The sequence below is a fragment of the Pseudomonas sp. PK-RTE-24 genome (assembly GCF_054052265.1).
Map to the genome: position 1 here is coordinate 4,641,846 of NZ_CM133224.1, position 18,011 is coordinate 4,659,856.

Here is an 18,011-nt window from a genome sequence, read left to right on the forward strand (position 1 = left end):
CCGTGAAGCTCAATGATCAAGCTTCAGCAGATTGCGGGGTTCAGGTATCAGGGTTGGTCGGAAAAACGCGCTTGGGCAACGGCGGCTGCCTGGGGGTAAACGGTTTTCAGCAGTCCGTTCTGCCACTGCATGATTGCCGTATTGGCGCGCTGGTTCTGGCCGTTCTTGCCAAACCTGGCACCGATGCCGGCAGCCGTGCCGCCGAGAGGAATATCGATGGTTGCCACCGAGGCACGGATCGCATCGGCGTCCAGCGAAGTACTGTTTTCCATGGCATCGAGGAATATCTTCGCCCCGACATAGTTGATCAGGCTGTGGCCCGAGCGCGGTTCGCTGCCGTAGCGATCCTTGTATGCCTTGGCGAACGCCCCGATACCGGGAGCGCCGTTTTCATTGGTCTGGAACTGTGGGAAATCGACATCGAGCACGCCTTCCATATTGGCTGCGCCGACGACCTTGACCGTGTCCTGCATGGAATAGCCGCCGCCGGCGCCGATAACGGCTTTGGGCCTGAAACCGGCTTCGCGGATCTGGCGGAAAAACAGCGTCGTGTCGTTCTGATAACTGGTCTGCAATACCACATCCGCCTGGGCGCCTTTCAAACGCAGGATCAGCGATGAGAGATCGACCGCTTTGGCCGAATACGGTAGTACCTCGACCACATTCAGACCTTGCTCCTGAGCGATTTTTTTCTGAAACCCGGCGATGGTCGTACCGTACAGCGCATCCTCGTGGATGATCGCGACCTTCAATTGTTTCGGATCGACCTTGAGCGATGGGCTGACAATGTCCGTGATGGCGGTGATGGTGCCCTCGGCGAAATTCCTGGCGGTCGGGTTGCTGCGCATCACGTAGCTCAGATCACGCTCAGTGATGTGGTCGGACACCGCACCCAATTCGAAAAAGGGCACCCCCGCCATCTCCGTCACCTGCGTGGCCGCAAATGACAGCGCCGAGGAATAGCTGCCAAATACAGCAGTGACGTTTTCAACAGAGGTGAGCCGGCGCGCGGCACCGACCGCTTGTCCCGCATCGACTGCGTCGGCCTTGAGCAACTTGATCGGCTCGCCCTTCAAACCGCCCGAGGCATTTCGTTCGGCGACGGCCAGTTCGAGGCCACGGAAGCTCTCGTCGCCCAGCAACGCCAGGGATCCACTCAGGGGATAAAGCGCACCGATCCTGATGTCCGCGAGCGCGGCAACCGGAGTGGACAGGCAAAGCAGGATGCCGGCAGCTTTCAGCCAGCTTTTCGCGGTAGCCGCCACGGCCACGGCTTCCTCTTGAGCGAGTCTCATTGGATTCATCTCCCGCAGATATTGTTTTTATTGTTCCTTCAAATGATCCGTGCCGAGCACAGACATCATCGGATTACAGTGGCGATGACACGCAAGTTTCTGCGCCACTGTTTGCAAGAGTACGGCTCGCCAAGATTGGCTGGATATAGCTGAAAAAGCACACCTGCTGTGAATTTGCGGCACAGCTCCTATGGCGGGCTGATCAGTCCCAAGGCGCCGGCGACCACGCTTCCACCAGCCTGTCGATGAACAGCCGAATCTTCGGCGACAGGTGTCGCTTGCTCGGATAAATCACCCGGATCGGCTCGGCAGCCTCGGCGTAATCTGCGAGCAACTGCACGAGCTTGCCACTGCGCAAGTCATCGTTGACTACATAGGATGGCAACGTCGCGATACCGAGGCCGGCGGCAGTCGCCTGATGCAAGGCTTCAGCGCTGTCCATCTGCAGCCGCCCGGCATGAATGACCGACACAGGCTGACCATTGACGCGAAAATTCCACGGCAGCAATCGGCCACCGCTGACGAAGTGCAGGCACGCATGCCCGGCGAGATCTTCAGGTGTCTGCGGTGCCGGATGTTCATTCAGGTAATTGGGCGAGGCACAGGTGATCATTTGCTGGTAAGCCACCGTGCGCGTGAGTAGCCCGGAGTCTTCCTTGGGCGGACCGATGCGAATCGCCAGATCGAAACCCTCGTCGATCAGGTCGACCAGCCGATCGGAAAACGTCGCGTCGATGGCGAGCGACGGCCAGTCTCTCAGGCAGCGCTCGATGTGCTGCACAACGTGCAGCCGGCCCAGTGCTACCGGCAGGCTCATGCGCAAGCGGCCGCTGGGCGTCGAACGGCGGAACGCCAAAGCTTCTTCGACCTCGTCCAGATCCTGCAGGATGCCCACGCATCGCTCATACAGCACCCGACCATCGTCGGTCAGGCTCAGGCTGCGGGTGGTGCGGTTGAGCAGACGGACCTGCAGACGCGATTCGAGCCGCACGATCGATTTACCGACGGCCGAGCGAGTCAGCCCGAGTTGCCTGGCCGCCGCCGTAAAACTTCCGGCATCCACCGAGGCGACGAAGGCGGCGATGTCGTTCAGGTTATGCAGTTCCATGTGGCCTCCGGATTTGGCATTCAGGCGGCTTGGCACCGGTTATGGGGAACCCTATTCCCCAATCATGAGGATAACATCTCGATTAGTTAATCCATCACCAACGCCTGATTGAGGTCATATGAACACTGAAGTAAAAGCAGCCGTGCAAACCTGGGCCAACAGCCTCAGCGATCTGGTACCCGTGCTCAAGGGCACCGATACCACCACAAAGATGAGCGACATCCGCGATGCCTACGCAAAGATGCTCGGGCAGAATCAGCCGCCGGCTGGCGTGAGGTTTGAAACAGTCGATATGGGCGGCGTGCCCGCTACGCTGGTGACTCCGGATGAGCTCAAGACCGACGCGGTGCTGATGTACATCCACGGTGGCGCCTACATCGTCGGTCGACCTGACGGCTACCACGGCATCGGCGGCAACTACGCAAAAATGCTCGGCGCGCGGGTGTATATGCCGGATTACCGCCTTGCACCCGAGCATCAGTTCCCCGCCCCCATCGATGACACTTTGCGCGCCTATGAGTGGTTGCTTGAGCAGAACATCGCCGCCAGCAAGATTGCCTTCGCTGGCGAGTCGGCGGGTGGCGCGATGGTGGTCAGCGTGATGGTCGCGGCAAAATCCAAAGGTTTGCCATTGCCTGCGGTGGGCTCGTCAATTTCGCCATGGGCCAACCTCGAACACACCGGCGCTTCCATGAGCAATCGTGAAGGCCTTGACCCGCTAAACTCCAAGCCAGTGCTGGACATCCTCGCGCGAGCCTTTCTCGGCGACACCTTGGCCAACCATCCGCTAGCCTCGCCGGTGTTCGCCGACGTCACCGGACTGCCACCGATTCTGGTGCAGATCGGCGAAAACGAACTGATGCTCAGTGACGCGATGCGTCTGGCCAATCACCTGGCGGACAACCGCGTCCGGGTCAATCTTGAAGTGTGGCCCGGCATGTTTCACGCCTGGCATTTCTACGCGGGCATATTGGCCGAGGGGCAGCAGGCGCTGGAGAGTTCGGTGCGGTTTATCGAGGCGGGATTGACTGAGGCTAATCGCTGACCAAACTGCGTCCGCTGCTGATCGGGGACACTTGTCGCTGTATTGCTCGGCGCCTTGGCGGTATGGTGATTTGCCGACCGCCGAGGAACCCTGAATGCCGAAAAAACCACCAGCCCCTGACAGCACCGCCAGCGCAGCCGACATCGAACGCGCCATTCTGGCCTTGAACAAAATGGCCGAACGCCTATGGGGTGACGGTCGTGAGGCCGAGGCCAAGGCGCTGCTCGATGCACTGGATGCGCTGAATCGCGCCCTCGACCGGATCCGCATCGGGGAAAGTCGCAGGGCCGTTACGCTGCACTGAATCAGACCTGATAGAACTCGCAATACCACTGCACGAACGCTTGCACGCCCTGCTCGATAGGCACGTGCGGACTGAAGTCGATGCAGCGCGCCAGCGCCGACACGTCGGCCCAGGTCTTCAATACATCGCCCTCCTGCATTGGCAGATAACGGCGCTGGGCCTTCATGCCCAATGCCTGCTCCAGGCATTCGACGAAGCTCAATAGCGCTACTGGACTGCCGCGACCGATATTGAACAGCCGGTTAGTACCACGCTCGGCGCTGAGTGCGGGCGGTTTGTCGAGCAGTCGGAAAATCCCTTCGACGATGTCATCGATGTAGGTGAAATCCCGCGCCATTTCGCCTTGGTTGTAAAGGTCGATGGCGCGCCCCTGCAGCATCGCTTCGGTGAACTTGAACAGCGCCATGTCCGGTCGACCCCAGGGACCGTAGACGGTAAAAAAACGCAGGCCGGTGGCTTGCAAGCCGTAGAGATGGCAGTAACTGTGCGCGAGCAATTCGTTGGCACGCTTGGTCGCGGCGTACAACGAAACCGGTTGGTCGACCGGGTCGTCTTCTGCAAACGGCATCTTGGTATTGGCGCCATACACCGAGCTGCTCGATGCGTAGATAAAGTGCTCCGGCGGATGACGACGGCATGCCTGCAGAACGTTGAGAAACCCGACCAGATTCGATTGCGCATAGGCATCGGGATTGTCCAGCGAGTAGCGCACCCCGGCCTGGGCGGCCAAGTGAATGACCTGTTTGAAGTGGCCGTGCTGTAACAGCGCGTTCAACGCCGCCTGATCAACAATGTCCAGCCGATGGAAAGTGAAATTGGCCAGCGTCTGCAATCTGTGCAAACGCGCCTGTTTGAGTTTGACGTCGTAATAAGGATTGAGATTGTCGATACCCACAACCTCGAGCCCCTCGCGACACAAACGCATGACCGTGTGATAACCGATAAAACCTGCGGCACCTGTTACCAGAACACTCATGATTACCTCGGCTCACCGGTTGGACTTTAAGGAGATACACAGCACCGAACATTTACCGGCCAACAACGGCAACTATTGATAGACGACGCTAGTTACCCTGGCCAGCAGCATCCGACGCGAGGTATTTAAAAGCCGAACTGCCGATGAATCGAAAGATGTAAGATTGAAACTAATTTGCTATCACGGACGCCATCTAAGACCCGCGACTTCAATAACTTCGAAAAGTTTAAAAAATCCGACGAATAAATTTCACCTTTCATAAACAATGACTTACGGAACACGGCCATTATCAGCGGATGAAAGGCAGTCTTTTTGACTGTTATTAATTGACAGCTTGCAAAGACTGGTCGATAACTTAGCACTGCCCGAAGAGCTCGCGCCGCCGCGCACTTTTCTGCTCTCCGGCTACTTATGTAATTGGATCCTAAAGGTCGCAACTGCGAACCGTGCGGTAGCTTTGCCTGAATGAAAGCGCGCCGATTCGTTATAGCCAAGACGGCCACGGATATAACAATAACCAACCAAGTTGATTCATTTTTGAAACACTTCTTCTGCCAATAAACATTGATGCATCTGGCTCGGCACTTTGCCTTGATCAGCCTACTACCTACTAGCAAGCTTGGCGGCTAGTCCCACGTTATCGGCCGCCCTGCTTACACGATCGCTATGTATGGAGTACTCCAGCATGCTAACGGTTTGCCGCAACGGCTCTAACTGGTATTTATTGCAGTGCAAGCCCCGCCAGGATGAACGGGCACAACTCAATCTGCAGCAACAGAACTATTCGACCTTTCGGCCGCAGCTGATGAGCGAGCGAAGTATTCGTGGCAAACGCCAACGAACACTGGAATCGCTGTTCCCCGGCTACGTATTCATTGAACTGAGCCGCGACGATAACTGGGCACCGATTCGCTCGACCCGTGGTGTCAGCCGCATCGTCGAATTCAACCATGTGCCCGCCCGGGTCGATGAAGACGTGATCGCGCAATTGCGTGAGCGCAGTCAGGAGTCGATCGGCTTTCCTGCGGAACCGACACTCAAGCCCGGCGAACCTCTGCAAATCGTCCAGGGTCCACTGTCCCCGCTCGAAGGCGTGTTCCTGTCCATGCAGGGCGATGAGCGGGTAATGATCCTGCTCAATTTCCTCAACCGCCAACAGCACGTCAGCGTCCCACTGAGTTACCTCGAACGCCAGCGACAATAGTCCGGATCCGCTTCGCCCTGACCCCGACCCCCTTAATCAGGAGCGTGATCCATGGCTCTGAAGCCTCGCTGTTCCCTGGTTTTAGTCGTCGCCTGCTGTGCCCCCGAAGCTGCCTGGAGCGTTGAGCCGCAAGCGATCAATGTGTACGGCTTCGATTTCACCCCGACCTTTGCCTTGTCGGAAAGCTACGACGACAACTTTCGTGAAGTCGAACACGATGTCGAATCGACCATGGTCACCCGCCTGGCGCCGGCCTTCGAGCTCAAAGCCGAGGACCGCAACAGCGCCACGCGGGTGATCTGGGAGCCGACCCGCTACATCTATCACAGCGCCTCGGACGCTTCGAACACCGCCCAGCGTCTGCGCGCCGACAGCATCATGGAGTTCACCGACCGGCATCGGCTGAAACTCGAAGCCGAGGCACGCAAGTACGAGCGCACCACCTCGACCGCCGTCGACGGCATCAACGACAAGATCGAGAGCCAGCGCGTCGGCGGCGTCTACACCTTCGGCGCGCGCAGTGCGCTGAACCAGATCGACCTCGGCGCCAGTTACGCACAACTGCGCTATGACAACTCCGACGGCATCAACGATGACAAGGAGCGCAACACCAGCAATCTGTCCAGCACTTGGTATCACCGCCTCGGCAGCAAGACCCGTGGCCTGCTCGAATACGACCACACCCGCTTCGATTACCTGCAATCGAACAGCCCGCGCAGCAGTCGCTCCGACGCGGTACTGGCCGGAGCCGAGTGGGACATGACGGCGAAAACCACCGGCAAATTGCGCGTCGGCTACGAGCGCAAGAACTTCGACCAGAGCGGCGCCGACGACCTGAGCAATCCGACCTGGCAAGTGGATCTGGCGTGGAAACCGCGCACCTACTCGACCTTCACCTTCCTCGCGCGCCAAGCCATGGCCGAAGGCGATGACGGCTCCGACGCGGTGAAAGCCACCTTCACCCAGATCGGTTGGCGTCACGGCTGGACCGAACGCATCACCACGATTGCTGAAGCCGGCATGGGTCATTACGTCTACGAAGGCCAGGACCGCAGCGACGATTTGCAGGACTACAAACTCGGCGTGAATTACGCAATGCGCCGCTGGCTGGACGTCGAAGTCGCCTATCGCCACCGCGACAACGACTCCGATGCCGACAACGAAAGCTTCACCCGCAATGTTTTCCAGATCACGTTCGACGTCAGTCTTTAGGAGGGTTGGGCCATGCACACGCGCCTGATTTTACTGTTGTTGCTGCTCTGGACAGTGCCCACGGTCGAGGCGGCGGACACCGACACCCATTACCGCCTGGCCGCTGGCGATGTCTTGCGCATCATCGTGTTCGGCGAGCCGGAACTGAGCTTCAAGAAGATTCGCCTCAATGATGCCGGCACGTTCTCCTACCCGTTTCTCGGCGAAATCGTCGCCAAGGGCCTGACGCCCAATCAGGTCGAACAGAAAATTGTCGATGGCCTCAAGCAAGGCTATCTGGTCGATCCGAAAGTCAGCCTCAGCCAGATCGAGTACCGCCCGTTCTACATCAACGGCGAGGTGCAAAAGCCCGGCAGCTATCCGTTTCAGCCCGGCCTGACCCTGGAGAAAGCCATCGCCCTGGGTGGCGGCCTGACCGAACGCGCCTCGATGAAACGCGTGACGATCCTGCGCGGCAGTGGCGGCCCGCCGGTCACTGAAAACGTCTCGCGCACCACTGTCATCGCCCCCGGCGACACCATTTCCATTGCACAAGGCTTTTTCTGATCATGGACAACAGCCCAAGCACCTACCTCGAACGTCCGCTCCAGGGCCACTTGCCAACGCAAGCCGCCGACGAGTCGGACACCCTTGATCTGCTGCATCTGTGGCGGGTGATCTGGTCGGCGAAGTGGAACATCGCCTGGCTTGTGCTGCTCAGTTGCGCGCTGGCCGTGGTGGCGCTGTCGTTCATCACGCCGCAATATGTCGGCAGTGCGACGTTGCTGATCAAGGACAAGACGCCGCCCGTGATGAGTTTTCAGCAAGCCGCCGAAGCCGGTGGCGCGACCACCACCGATTACTTGCAGACCCAGCAAGCGCTGCTGCAATCGCGGGAGCTGGCCGAGCGCGCCGTACGCAAACTGGGCCTCACCACCCACCCGGTCACCGATCCACGCCAGCAGGCGCAGAGTTGGTTCACCCCGCGCCAATGGCTGGCGGAGCTCAATCGCGACCAATGGCTGCCATGGCTGGACCTGTTGCCGCCGCCGAAGCCGCCAGCGACTGAAGAACAGGTGTTCAACGACGTCACGCAAAACCTGATGCTGCACACCAGCGTCAAGTTTGTCGGCAAGAGTCAATTGCTGGAGATCGACGTCGAACTGCCCGACCCGGCACTCGCTGCGGCGGTGGCCAACGCCCTCGCCCAAGGCTTTATCGACAGCCAGCAGGACACCAGCCTCAAGTCTTCGCAAAACAACACCAGCTGGATGAACACCCGCCTGGTCGAGTTGCGCGACAACCTGCGCGTGGCCGAAAACAAGTTGCAGGCCTATCGCGAGGAACAGGGTCTGGTCGATGTCGACGGCGTCGCCACCATCAGTGCCAACGAGCTGCAAATGACCGGCAACCGCATGATCGATGCGCGCCGCGACCGTGCTGAAGCGGAGAGCCAGTTCCGTCAGGCGCAAGCCTTGAGCAACGGCGACATCAGCCGTTTGTCCAGCGTGCCGGCAGTGCTGAGCAATCCGCTGATTCAGCAGTTCCAGGCCGACCTGGCCAAGGCTCAGGCCAAAGTCGAAGAGTTGTCGGGCCGCTACGGGCCGAAACACCCGGCGCTGATATCCGCCCGTTCCGAACAGCGCACCGCCGCCAACAGTCTGCGCCTGCAAGTGCAGCAAGTGGTCGCCGGCATCGAGCGTCAATACCAATTGGCGGTGGCCAGCGAAGACGCCCTGCGCAAATCCTTCAACAGCAACAAAGCGCAGATTCAGGACATTTCGCGCAAGGAATTCCAGCTGCGCGAATTCCAGCGTGAAGTCGACAGCACCCGCGCGCTGTATGAAACCTTCGTCACCCGCCTCAAGGAAACCGCCGCCACTTCGGACATGGATTCGGCCAAGGCGCGCATCGTCGACCCGGCGATCGCACCTCTGGAAGCGAGCAAACCGCGCAAGAATCTGATTCTCGCGATTGTCGCGCTGGTCGCAGCGATCGTCGGCGTTGCCCTCGCCTTCCTCTTCGATACGCTCAGCAACACCTTCAAGACCGACGACACCGTCGAGAGTCTGCTCAATGTGCCGTTGCTCAGCGTCGTGCCGCTGGTGATGAAGAAGAGCCGGCGACAGTTGGCGCGGTTGTTCGAAGACAACGACCACCCGCGCTTCTGCGAAACCATCCGCAACCTGCGCACCTGGCTGATGCTGCAGAACAACGAACGCCCGGCGCAGGTGGTGCTCGTCACTTCCTCGGTGTCGGGCGAAGGCAAAAGTACCATCGCCAACAACCTTGCCTCGTCACTGGCGCCACTGGAACGGGTGCTGCTGATCGATGCCGACATGCGTCAGCCGACGCTGTCGCTGAACTTCGATTTCCCGCCGCAGAGCCCCGGCCTCGCCAACCTCATGGCCGGCAGCGCGCGGCTGGAAGACTGCATTCGCAGTGTCGGTAATCTGGACATGCTCCCGGCCGGCTGCCTGACGCCCGCAGCGCTGGACCCGTTCGAGGCACCACGCTTGAAAGCCTCGAGCAGTTCGAGCAACGCCGTGGCCCCCGCGCAGGACTTGCTCAGTTCACCGCGCCTTGGTCGGCTGTTACAGATTCTCAAGTCGCGCTACCGGCACATCATCATCGATTCGCCGCCAGCGGAAATCGTGAGTGACGCGCTGTTGCTGGCCCAGCATTCCGATGCGGTGATCTACGTGGTCAAGGCGCAGAGCACGCCGGTCGGCCAGGTGCGCAAAAGCATCGCCGTATTGCAGCAGAGCCAGGCGCCGGTGTTCGGCGTGGTGCTCAATCAGGTCGATCTGCGCAAGGCGCGCAAGTACGGCCATGGCCATTCCCGTTCCTTCTACGACTACGACTTCGCCCCGCGCTGATCCTTCGGGCCGTGCCGCCCGGCCGCAGCCTGTCCTTCCCTGTACGACGAATCGGAGATCGCGCCGATGACCTCGCAATATTCCGCGCAAATGGCACACCGTCGCGGCCTCACCTTCTGGGGGCAATGGTTGTGCGCAATGACCCTGGTCAATCTGTTGCTGATTGTTCTGGTGCACTGGCGCATCGGCGCCTTGCCCAGTGAATACCGGCTACTGATCATCCTCACGGTGCTTGGCTCGATGCCGGTCTACGGCCTGGTGCAGGTCTACCACAAGCGCCATGGTCTGCTGGTCGGGCTCGGACGTTTGCTGGCCGGCTGGCTGATTCTGCTCGGACTGCTGATGAGCATCGCCTTCGTCACCCAGACCAGCGCGTTGTTCTCCCGGCAGGTGGTGATTGTCTGGGCGGTGGTCGGTTTTCTCGCCCAGGCGGCGACGTTTCTGCCGCTGCATCTGTTCGTGCGCATGTACACCAAAATGATTTGCAACGAGCGCCGCGCGGTGATCATCGGCACCAGCCCGACCGCCCATGACCTGGCGCGCAAACTCCTCGACCCGGATCGCGCGTTACTGCTCGGGTTTGTCGCTGCGAAAGCCGACAGCGGCCCGGCGCCGAGCATCCTGCCGCTGCTCGGTGAGGTCGAGGACATCCGCGAAATCATCACCCGTTTGCAGGCGCGGCGCGTGTACATCGTGCTGCCGATGGCCGAGGCGGCGACCATCGAAGCGCTGTACATCAACCTCCTCGACATGAACGTCGACGTGGTGTGGATTCCGGATCTGGGCAGCATGGTCTTGCTCAATCATTCGATCTCCGAGATCGAGCGGATGCCGGCGATCTATCTCAACGAAAGCCTGCTTACCTCGCACCCCGGCAGCCTGTTCTGCAAGGACCTGTTCGAACGCAGCGTCGCAGCGGTAGCGCTGATTCTGCTCAGTCCGCTGCTGCTCGGCGTCGCCATCGCAGTCAAGCTGACGTCGCCGGGGCCGGTGCTGTTCAAGCAGAACCGCCATGGCTGCGACGGCGAAGTGATTCGCGTGTGGAAGTTTCGCTCGATGCGCGTGCACGATGATCAGCAAGTGCGTCAGGCCACCCGCGACGACGACCGCGTCACACCGCTGGGACGCTTTCTGCGGCGCAGCTCCATCGATGAGCTGCCGCAACTGTTCAACGTGCTGTTCGGCCACATGGCGCTGGTCGGGCCGCGTCCGCACGCGGTCACCCACAACATCTATTACACCGGCAAGGTGCGCGCCTACATGGCACGGCATCGGCTCAAGCCTGGGATCACCGGACTGGCGCAGATCACCGGGCACCGCGGCGAAACCGAGACCGTGGAAAAGATGCAGCGCCGGGTCGCCCAGGACCTCAATTACATCAATCAATGGTCGCTGTGGCTGGACATCAAGATCCTGCTGAAAACGCCCTTCACCCTGTTCTCGAAAAACATCTACTGACAGCGGCCAGCGCTCTGGCCCACCCCGCCACGCATGAGGTTTTCCCATGAATGTGAGTGTATTCGGTATCGGTTATGTCGGACTGGTCCAGGGCGCCGCGCTGGCCGAGGTCGGCCACAACGTGCTGTGTGTGGATGTCGACGCGGCCAAGGTGCAGGCCTTGAACGACGGCAGCCTGCCCATCTACGAGCCGGGCCTGAAAAGCCTGGTGCGGGACAATCATCACAGCGGTCGCCTCCAATTCGGCAGCGATCTGGCCGCTGCGGTAAAGCACGGCGATGTGTTGCTGATCGCGGTCGGCACGCCGCCGGACGAGGACGGCTCGGCGGATCTGAAACATGTCCTCAGCGTCGCCCGTACCATCGGCGAACACCTGCGCGGCGAGCAGATCATCGTCGACAAATCCACGGTGCCGGTGGGCACGGCGGACCGGGTACGCGAATGCATCAGCGCCATCCTCGCCGAGAGCGGCCGCGCTGCGCTGACCTTCGACGTGGTCGCCAATCCGGAATTTCTCAAGGAAGGCTGCGCGGTCGACGATTGCATGCGCCCCGACCGGATCATCATCGGCACCGACAGCCCCCGCGCCGAAGCGCTGATGCGCGAGCTCTACGAGCCGTTCAATCGCAACCGCGAAAAAATCATCGTCATGGATGTGCGCAGCGCCGAACTGACCAAGTACGCCGCCAACTGCATGCTGGCAACCAAGATCAGCTTCATGAACGAGATGGCCGGGCTTGCCGAAAAGCTTGGCGCCGACATAGAAATGGTTCGCCATGGCATCGGCTCGGATCCGCGCATTGGCTACCAGTTCATCTACCCCGGTATCGGTTACGGCGGTTCGTGTTTTCCCAAGGATGTGCGTGCACTGATCCATGCTGCCCACGGCGTCGATGTCGATGCACGTCTGCTGCGGGCGGTGGAGTCGCGCAACAACGAGCAGAAAAGCACGCTGTTCCACAAGATCGCCGAGCACTTCAACGGTGCGCTGGAAGGCAAGACCTTCGCGCTGTGGGGCCTGAGCTTCAAGCCCAACACCGACGACATGCGCGAGGCCCCCAGCCGCGTGTTGATGGAAGCGTTGTGGCGTGCCGGCGCCAGCGTGCAGGCGTTCGACCCGAAAGCCATGGAACAGGCGCAGCAGCTTTACGGCCCGCGCGATGACCTGACCCTGGCCGGCACCAAAGAGGCGGCGCTGAAAAATGCCGACGCGCTGGTGATCGTCACCGAGTGGCAAGCGTTTCGCGCGCCGGACTTCGAACTGCTCGCCCGCCAGTTGAAAAATCCGCTGATTTTCGACGGGCGCAACCTGTTCGATCCGCAACGCCTCAGCGCACGCGGTTTCACCTACATCAGCGTCGGCCGGCCAACCTGCGCCGCTGAAGCACAGGATCTCGCGTCATGATCCGCCTGGAACTGCTGGATCGTTATTCGCCAGCGCTGCTGGAATCCAACCGGGCCTTCTCCTTTCTCAACTTCGCCTCGATCGGCAGTTTCATCCGCCAGCCGCCGTCGTCGCTGGCGTATTTTTGCGACGGCATGCTGATGTCCGGGTTCATGTCGCGCATCACCGGGCGCGCGGTGCAGCGGGTCAGTTTCGATTTCACCTCGATTGCCGATCCGGTGTTGCGTGAATCCGAGCAGCGCGGCAAACGCGTCTATGTGGTCGGTGCGCGGCAGGCGGAGCTTGATCGTTTCGTGGAAAAGCTCGGCATGCAGTACACGCGCCTGCAACTGGTCGGCGCGCACAACGGGTACTTCGATGCCGAGCAAGGCGCCGCGCTTCAGGCTGATATCCGTCGGCAGCGGACCAACCTGTTGCTGGTCGGCCTCGGTGCCGGTCTGCAGGAGCGCTTTGTCCTCGATGCGCTGCGTGGTGGCTTCAGCGGCGTGGCGTTCACCTGCGGCGGTTTCATTCGTCAGGAAGCCGATGCCGGCGAGCGTTACTACCCCGACGCCATCAACCGCCTGCACCTGCGCGCCTTCTACCGCATGTACCGCGAGCCGCACACGATCAAGCGCTACCTGCTCGACTACCCGAGCAATGCCCTGCGCCTGACCGAACTGATTCTGCGCCAGCAAGTGGCAATCAATGTCACTGCCCCATGAGGATTGTGCCGATGCATATTCTGTTCACGCTCAAGGATTACCAGACTGGCGGCGGCGTCGAGTGCGTGCAGCAACGCCTCGCCGAGCAGTTTCTGGCGGACGGCCGGCGGGTGAGTTTTTTCGTCATGAACGGCGACTCGCCCAACGTCGACGGCGCGCCGAGCATGGCCGGTGGCGGCAGTGGGCTCGCGGGCTGGCTGAAGTCGATCGTGCTGCTGCGCCGGCTGATCCGCCGTGAGGGCGTGACGCATCTGATTGGCGCCAAGGAGCAGGCCAACCTCTGCACCTGGTTCGCCACCCTGGGCAGTCCCTGCAAAGTCATTTACACCCGCCATGCCGCGCTGGATTGCGCCGAACAGAACACCGGGCGCGCCAGCCTGCGTCTGTTGTACGCGCTGTATCTATGCGGCAGCGGCAAGGTGGTCGCGGTGTCCCACGGTCTGCGCCAGTCGCTTGCCGGGTTGATGCCGTGGGGGCGACCGCGTATTCGTTATTGCCCGAACGCAGTGATCAGCGAACAACTGATGCGTGCGGCACAAGCGCCGTTGCCCGGTGGTGTGCCCCATCATTACTGGCTGGGCATCGGCCGATTGGTGCACACCAAGGGCTTCGATCTGCTGCTCGACGCCTACGCGCTGGCGGCGCAACAACGCCCGCTGCCGTATCTGGTGATTGCCGGCGACGGCCCGTTGCGCACAGCGCTTGAAGCGCAGGCACAACGGCTGGGCATCGAACGCCTGGTGCATTTCACCGGGCATCTGCGCAATCCCTATCCGCTGATCCGCCATTCGCAACTGTTGGTGCTCAGCTCTTTGCACGAAGGCTTGCCGACGGTGCTGGTCGAGGCGCTGGCGCTGGGCACTCCGGTGATCTCCACCGATTGTGGCAGCGGGCCGCGCGAGTTGCTCGACGATGGACGCCTCGGGCGTTTGGTCGGTGTCAATGATGTGCCGGCCCTGACCGAGGCAATGCTCGACAGTCTGGCCAACCGCGAACCGGCAGCTCCAGCCCGACATTCAGTCAGCGAAGCGATCCTGCCCTATACCAGCCAGTACGCCGCCCAGGCCTATTACCAGGTATGGAACCGATGAAAAAGCTGCTGATCATTCTCCAGGACCTCGGCGCCGGCGGCGCGGAGAAAATGATGGTGCGCCTCGCCGGTGCCTTGGTTGAGGCCGGCAACGAAGTCACGCTGCTGATGCTCACCGGTGCCGGCATCAATCAGCCGGCGCTCGACCCACGAGTCAGACAAGTGCTGCTCGACAGTCCGCGCAGCGCGGCGGCTGTGCCGGCACTGACACGGTTTTTACGCAGCAATCAGTACGACGCGCAACTGGCTGCCCTCACCCACGTCAACGTCGTGGCGATTGCCGCCGCCGCGCTGTCCGGGACGCTGGCGCGGCTGCATGTCAGCGAGCGCAATGCCTTTTCGCGGGACAAACACGTCAACCCGGCGCTGTCGGTCAAGCTTGCCTACTGGCTGGCGCCGTGGCTGTACCGGCTGATTCCCAACCCGGTGATCTGCGTGTCACAAGGCGTCGCCGAGGATCTGGTCGACACCACCATCGCCCGCCCTCGCGATGTGACCACCGCTGACAACCCGGTGCTCGACAACGATTTTCGTGACAAACCCGCCGCCGCGCCCAGCCATACCTGGTTGAAGGACAAAACCACCCCGGTGATCGTCGCCGTGGGTCGACTGGCGCAGCAAAAGGGCTTCGACACTCTGATCGACGCCTTCTCCCGTCTGCCGCAACGCGATGCGCGGCTGATCATCTTCGGCGAAGGCGCCTTGCGCGGCGAACTGCTGGCCCGAGCGACAGCGCTCGGCGTCGCGGAGCGTTGTGATCTGCCGGGTTACGCCAGCGACCCCATCGCCGAAATCGCTCGGGCCGATTGCTTCGTCTTGTCGTCACGCTTCGAAGGCAGCCCCAACGCCCTGGTCGAAGCCCTGTCGACCGGCACGCCGGTAGTGGCGACACGCTGCCCGTATGGCCCGCAGGAAATTCTCGCCGATGGCGCCGTCGCGCCCTTGGTCGAGGTCGACGACCCCGCCTCGCTCGCCGTCGCGATCAGCCAACAATTGGCCACGCCGCGAGCCCTGCATCGCCAGCGGCGGATTGATGCCGCCGCGCGCTTCGTCAGCGGCCGCGCGGTGCAGACCTACCTCAAGGCGTTACTCGGGAGGCGCTGAGATGAACCGCCTGCAAGTGCGTTATTCGACACTGGCCGACGCCTTCACCTTGTTTGGCGTGCTGTTCTATACGCAAGTGATCGGCTTCTTTCTGCGCCTGGGGAATGTGAGCACGCTGGACGATGCCCAGCAGGATCTGGAAGGCAATCTGGCCAATCAGGTCTGCGGCTTGCTGACGTTGCTGGTGCCGCTGTTCTTCTTCATTCGCCACAAAGTGTTCCTCAGCAAGAGTTTCTACCGGCAGAACCTGTTTTTGCTGTTGTTTCTCGGCTGCGTGGCCGCGTCGATCAGTTGGTCGAGCGAGCCAATGCTCAGTTTCAAGCGTTTCGTTGCGCTGCTCAGCGTGGTGTTTTTTGCCGGTTTTATCGCTTGGCGCTACAGCATCGAGCGGATCGCTTTTCTGTTCGGCTGCGTGATCGGTGCAGCGGCGCTAGTCGGGTTGATCTTCGCCGTGATTCGCCCGGACATCGCCTTTATTTCCGGCGGCATCCGTGACGGGGCCTTTCGCGGGGTGTTCGCGGAAAAGAACGCTGGCGCACGCCTGAACGCGATTGCGATCCTGTTGCTGCTGCCGATGATCCGCCAGCGCAACCCGCTGGCCATGCTGTATGGGCTGTTCGCGCTGATCGCCATCGGTCTGGCGCAGTCAGCCACGGCGATTGCGCTGATCGTCGCCGGCACCGCCAGTTACGCCTACTTCATCACGCTGATCCGGCTGCGCATCAACCGCTCACTGCTGGCCTTCACCGCCGCCACGCTGGTGTTCTTCCTCTTGTGTGGGGTGCTTTACGCCAATTACGCCATGCTGCTGGAACTGGTCGGCCGCGACCCGTCACTCACTGACCGCACGTTGATCTGGGAGCTGTTGCAGCCGCTGATCGATGCGCAATTTCTCAAGGGCTATGGCTTCGGCGCGTTCTGGGCCAGTGCCGATGCCGATGCGTTTATCACGCGCTGGGGCTATATCGGCAATGCGCACAGCGGCTACGTCGAAACCCTGCTCAATGGCGGCCTGATTCAGTTGGTCGCTCTGCTGCTGATGTTTGCCCAGACCCTGAGCAAGCGCTATCGGGCAATCACGGCGGATCAGTCGGCGCGCTATCAGGCCTGTGCGCTGGTGATCATCGGCCTGTTCGTCGTTACCAATTACGTCGCCTATGTGATCCCCAACTACCGCTCGGGGGAGTTCCTGATTTTCTGCGTGCTCAGCCTGACCTTCCGCCACCACCTCGTCGCCCGTCCGCAGCCGCTGCCAGCGGCGAATGCTCGGCCAATGCGCGGCACTTTTCGGGAGCAACGCCCATGCTGAATGATCCCTCGGCCGTCACCGTGTGCGTGGTGGTTCCGCTGTACAACGCCGCCGCCAGCATTCAACGCACACTGGACTCGGTGTGCGCACAGACCCGCCCGCCGGACAAAGTCATTGTCGTTGATGACGGTTCCAGCGATGCCGGGCCAGAGATCGTCAGGCAGTACGCCGCGCCCTTCCCCATCGTCCTGTTGCAGCAGCCCAACCAAGGCCCGGCCAGTGCACGCAATCGCGGCGTGTTCCGCGCCGAAGAAACCTTTATCGCTTTCCTTGATGCCGACGACCGCTGGCACCCGGAAAAACTGCAAAAACAACTGGCACTGCACGCGGAATTGACCCGACAGGGACGCAAAGTCGGTTTGATCGATTGCTTTCAGATGAGCGAATTCAGTGATGGCAAACGCCAATTGGAGGATCGCTGTAAACACGGCGAGCACTTTGCCGACTTCATGCGCGAGAACATCATCAACGGCACCTCCGGCGTACTCGCCCTGCGCGAGATCATCGTCGCCATTGGCGGCTTCGATCAGAGCCTGCGCTTCGCTGAAGATCGCCTGTTGTGGACGCGCATCGCCGAAATCAGCGAGATCCACAGCGTGCCGCAGATCCTCCACTGGCGCGCCGTCAATGCCGCCAACATCACCGCGCAACCGCACAAGTATTACCCGCACAAGCTGCGCTTCATCCAGCTGTACCTGGCGCGTTACGGCACCCGTTTGAACCAGCAACAGCGGATCTATTTCGTTCTCGCCAACCACGCGGAATTTCTCAATGCCTTCTCCCGGCGCGGCGATCATCGACGGGTTATCGAGGTGTTCCGGCAGATGCTCGGGCATTCGTGGCAGACGCTGTTGTTCTCCCGGGGCAAACCGACCCTGCGCTACCTCTACGCCTGCTTCAAAAGTCTGGGCAACAGCCGCTGAATTTCAGGGATCGCGC

General features: G+C 61.0%; 16 protein-coding genes. 13 read left to right on the forward strand and 3 right to left on the reverse strand.

Translation table 11 applies throughout. The annotated features are described in order from the left end of the window. Positions 1-47: 47 nt before the first annotated feature. Both ACV8MC_RS20765 and ACV8MC_RS20770 read right to left on the reverse strand, forming a co-directional pair. A complete protein-coding gene (locus tag ACV8MC_RS20765) occupies positions 48-1,295 on the reverse strand; it encodes an ABC transporter substrate-binding protein (protein WP_016774568.1) in 1,248 nt (415 codons plus the stop codon). 202 nt (positions 1,296-1,497) lie between these two features. Further along, positions 1,498-2,403, reverse strand: a complete 906-nt coding sequence (locus tag ACV8MC_RS20770) for a LysR family transcriptional regulator (protein ID WP_252885941.1) — start codon at positions 2,401-2,403, stop codon at positions 1,498-1,500. Positions 2,404-2,521: 118 nt separating this feature from the next. Between ACV8MC_RS20770 and ACV8MC_RS20775 the strand changes: the two genes are divergently transcribed. Next, positions 2,522-3,448, forward strand: a complete 927-nt coding sequence (locus ACV8MC_RS20775; RefSeq protein ID WP_177434188.1) for an alpha/beta hydrolase — start codon at positions 2,522-2,524, stop codon at positions 3,446-3,448. A 94-nt stretch (positions 3,449-3,542) separates the two neighbouring features. Beyond that, positions 3,543-3,752: a hypothetical protein gene (locus tag ACV8MC_RS20780; protein WP_056785649.1), complete on the forward strand. Its 210-nt coding sequence runs from the start codon at positions 3,543-3,545 to the stop codon at positions 3,750-3,752. A gap of 1 nt (position 3,753) precedes the next feature. On the opposite strand, the gene ACV8MC_RS20785 is transcribed toward ACV8MC_RS20780, so the two are convergent. Continuing rightward, complete coding sequence (locus tag ACV8MC_RS20785; RefSeq protein ID WP_457263290.1) at positions 3,754-4,728, reverse strand: NAD-dependent epimerase; 975 nt, start codon at positions 4,726-4,728, stop codon at positions 3,754-3,756. 685 nt (positions 4,729-5,413) lie between these two features. On the opposite strand from ACV8MC_RS20785, the gene rfaH reads away from it, so the two are divergent. From rfaH to ACV8MC_RS20840, 11 genes are all read left to right on the forward strand, one after another. Then, entirely contained in the window at positions 5,414-5,932 is a 519-nt protein-coding gene (gene rfaH, locus ACV8MC_RS20790; protein ID WP_150742041.1) for a transcription/translation regulatory transformer protein RfaH, read from the forward strand. A 51-nt stretch (positions 5,933-5,983) separates the two neighbouring features. Then, positions 5,984-7,144 carry an outer membrane beta-barrel protein gene (locus tag ACV8MC_RS20795; RefSeq protein WP_252887874.1) on the forward strand — a complete coding sequence of 387 codons (1,161 nt, stop codon included), beginning with the start codon at positions 5,984-5,986 and terminating at the stop codon, positions 7,142-7,144. Between the two features lie 12 nt (positions 7,145-7,156). Then, the gene (locus ACV8MC_RS20800) at positions 7,157-7,690 is read left to right on the forward strand and encodes a polysaccharide biosynthesis/export family protein (RefSeq protein ID WP_236168959.1); all 534 of its coding nucleotides are present in this window, start codon (positions 7,157-7,159) and stop codon (positions 7,688-7,690) included. Positions 7,691-7,692: 2 nt separating this feature from the next. Beyond that, positions 7,693-10,002 carry a GumC family protein gene (locus tag ACV8MC_RS20805; RefSeq protein WP_457263293.1) on the forward strand — a complete coding sequence of 770 codons (2,310 nt, stop codon included), beginning with the start codon at positions 7,693-7,695 and terminating at the stop codon, positions 10,000-10,002. A gap of 66 nt (positions 10,003-10,068) precedes the next feature. Continuing rightward, positions 10,069-11,460 carry an undecaprenyl-phosphate glucose phosphotransferase gene (locus ACV8MC_RS20810; protein ID WP_457263295.1) on the forward strand — a complete coding sequence of 464 codons (1,392 nt, stop codon included), beginning with the start codon at positions 10,069-10,071 and terminating at the stop codon, positions 11,458-11,460. 46 nt (positions 11,461-11,506) lie between these two features. Then, positions 11,507-12,865 (forward strand): UDP-glucose dehydrogenase family protein, encoded by a 1,359-nt coding sequence (locus tag ACV8MC_RS20815; protein ID WP_457263297.1) that lies wholly within the window; start codon positions 11,507-11,509, stop codon positions 12,863-12,865. Next, positions 12,862-13,569, forward strand: coding sequence for a WecB/TagA/CpsF family glycosyltransferase (locus tag ACV8MC_RS20820; protein ID WP_457263299.1), 708 nt, complete (start codon positions 12,862-12,864; stop codon positions 13,567-13,569). Before ACV8MC_RS20815 ends, ACV8MC_RS20820 begins: the two co-directional genes overlap by 4 nt. 11 nt (positions 13,570-13,580) lie before the next feature. Further along, a complete protein-coding gene (locus ACV8MC_RS20825; protein ID WP_457263301.1) occupies positions 13,581-14,660 on the forward strand; it encodes a glycosyltransferase in 1,080 nt (359 codons plus the stop codon). Next, the gene (locus ACV8MC_RS20830) at positions 14,657-15,763 is read left to right on the forward strand and encodes a glycosyltransferase (RefSeq protein ID WP_252878094.1); all 1,107 of its coding nucleotides are present in this window, start codon (positions 14,657-14,659) and stop codon (positions 15,761-15,763) included. Before ACV8MC_RS20825 ends, ACV8MC_RS20830 begins: the two co-directional genes overlap by 4 nt. 1 nt (position 15,764) lies before the next feature. Beyond that, entirely contained in the window at positions 15,765-17,072 is a 1,308-nt protein-coding gene (locus tag ACV8MC_RS20835; protein ID WP_252883730.1) for an O-antigen ligase family protein, read from the forward strand. After that, complete coding sequence (locus tag ACV8MC_RS20840) at positions 17,066-17,995, forward strand: glycosyltransferase family 2 protein (RefSeq protein WP_252880034.1); 930 nt, start codon at positions 17,066-17,068, stop codon at positions 17,993-17,995. Before ACV8MC_RS20835 ends, ACV8MC_RS20840 begins: the two co-directional genes overlap by 7 nt. The last annotated feature ends 16 nt before the right edge of the window (positions 17,996-18,011 follow it).

What these genes read in the sequence shown, in the direction of transcription:
- ACV8MC_RS20765 (WP_016774568.1), bottom strand. Translation starts at nt 1,295, where the DNA reads ATGAGACTCGCTCAAGAGGAAGCCGTGGCCGTGGCGGCTACCGCGAAA.
- ACV8MC_RS20770 (WP_252885941.1), bottom strand. Translation starts at nt 2,403, where the DNA reads ATGGAACTGCATAACCTGAACGACATCGCCGCCTTCGTCGCCTCGGTG.
- ACV8MC_RS20775 (WP_177434188.1), top strand. Translation starts at nt 2,522, where the DNA reads ATGAACACTGAAGTAAAAGCAGCCGTGCAAACCTGGGCCAACAGCCTC.
- ACV8MC_RS20780 (WP_056785649.1), top strand. Translation starts at nt 3,543, where the DNA reads ATGCCGAAAAAACCACCAGCCCCTGACAGCACCGCCAGCGCAGCCGAC.
- ACV8MC_RS20785 (WP_457263290.1), bottom strand. Translation starts at nt 4,728, where the DNA reads ATGAGTGTTCTGGTAACAGGTGCCGCAGGTTTTATCGGTTATCACACG.
- rfaH (WP_150742041.1), top strand. Translation starts at nt 5,414, where the DNA reads ATGCTAACGGTTTGCCGCAACGGCTCTAACTGGTATTTATTGCAGTGC.
- ACV8MC_RS20795 (WP_252887874.1), top strand. Translation starts at nt 5,984, where the DNA reads ATGGCTCTGAAGCCTCGCTGTTCCCTGGTTTTAGTCGTCGCCTGCTGT.
- ACV8MC_RS20800 (WP_236168959.1), top strand. Translation starts at nt 7,157, where the DNA reads ATGCACACGCGCCTGATTTTACTGTTGTTGCTGCTCTGGACAGTGCCC.
- ACV8MC_RS20805 (WP_457263293.1), top strand. Translation starts at nt 7,693, where the DNA reads ATGGACAACAGCCCAAGCACCTACCTCGAACGTCCGCTCCAGGGCCAC.
- ACV8MC_RS20810 (WP_457263295.1), top strand. Translation starts at nt 10,069, where the DNA reads ATGACCTCGCAATATTCCGCGCAAATGGCACACCGTCGCGGCCTCACC.
- ACV8MC_RS20815 (WP_457263297.1), top strand. Translation starts at nt 11,507, where the DNA reads ATGAATGTGAGTGTATTCGGTATCGGTTATGTCGGACTGGTCCAGGGC.
- ACV8MC_RS20820 (WP_457263299.1), top strand. Translation starts at nt 12,862, where the DNA reads ATGATCCGCCTGGAACTGCTGGATCGTTATTCGCCAGCGCTGCTGGAA.
- ACV8MC_RS20825 (WP_457263301.1), top strand. Translation starts at nt 13,581, where the DNA reads ATGCATATTCTGTTCACGCTCAAGGATTACCAGACTGGCGGCGGCGTC.
- ACV8MC_RS20830 (WP_252878094.1), top strand. Translation starts at nt 14,657, where the DNA reads ATGAAAAAGCTGCTGATCATTCTCCAGGACCTCGGCGCCGGCGGCGCG.
- ACV8MC_RS20835 (WP_252883730.1), top strand. Translation starts at nt 15,765, where the DNA reads ATGAACCGCCTGCAAGTGCGTTATTCGACACTGGCCGACGCCTTCACC.
- ACV8MC_RS20840 (WP_252880034.1), top strand. Translation starts at nt 17,066, where the DNA reads ATGCTGAATGATCCCTCGGCCGTCACCGTGTGCGTGGTGGTTCCGCTG.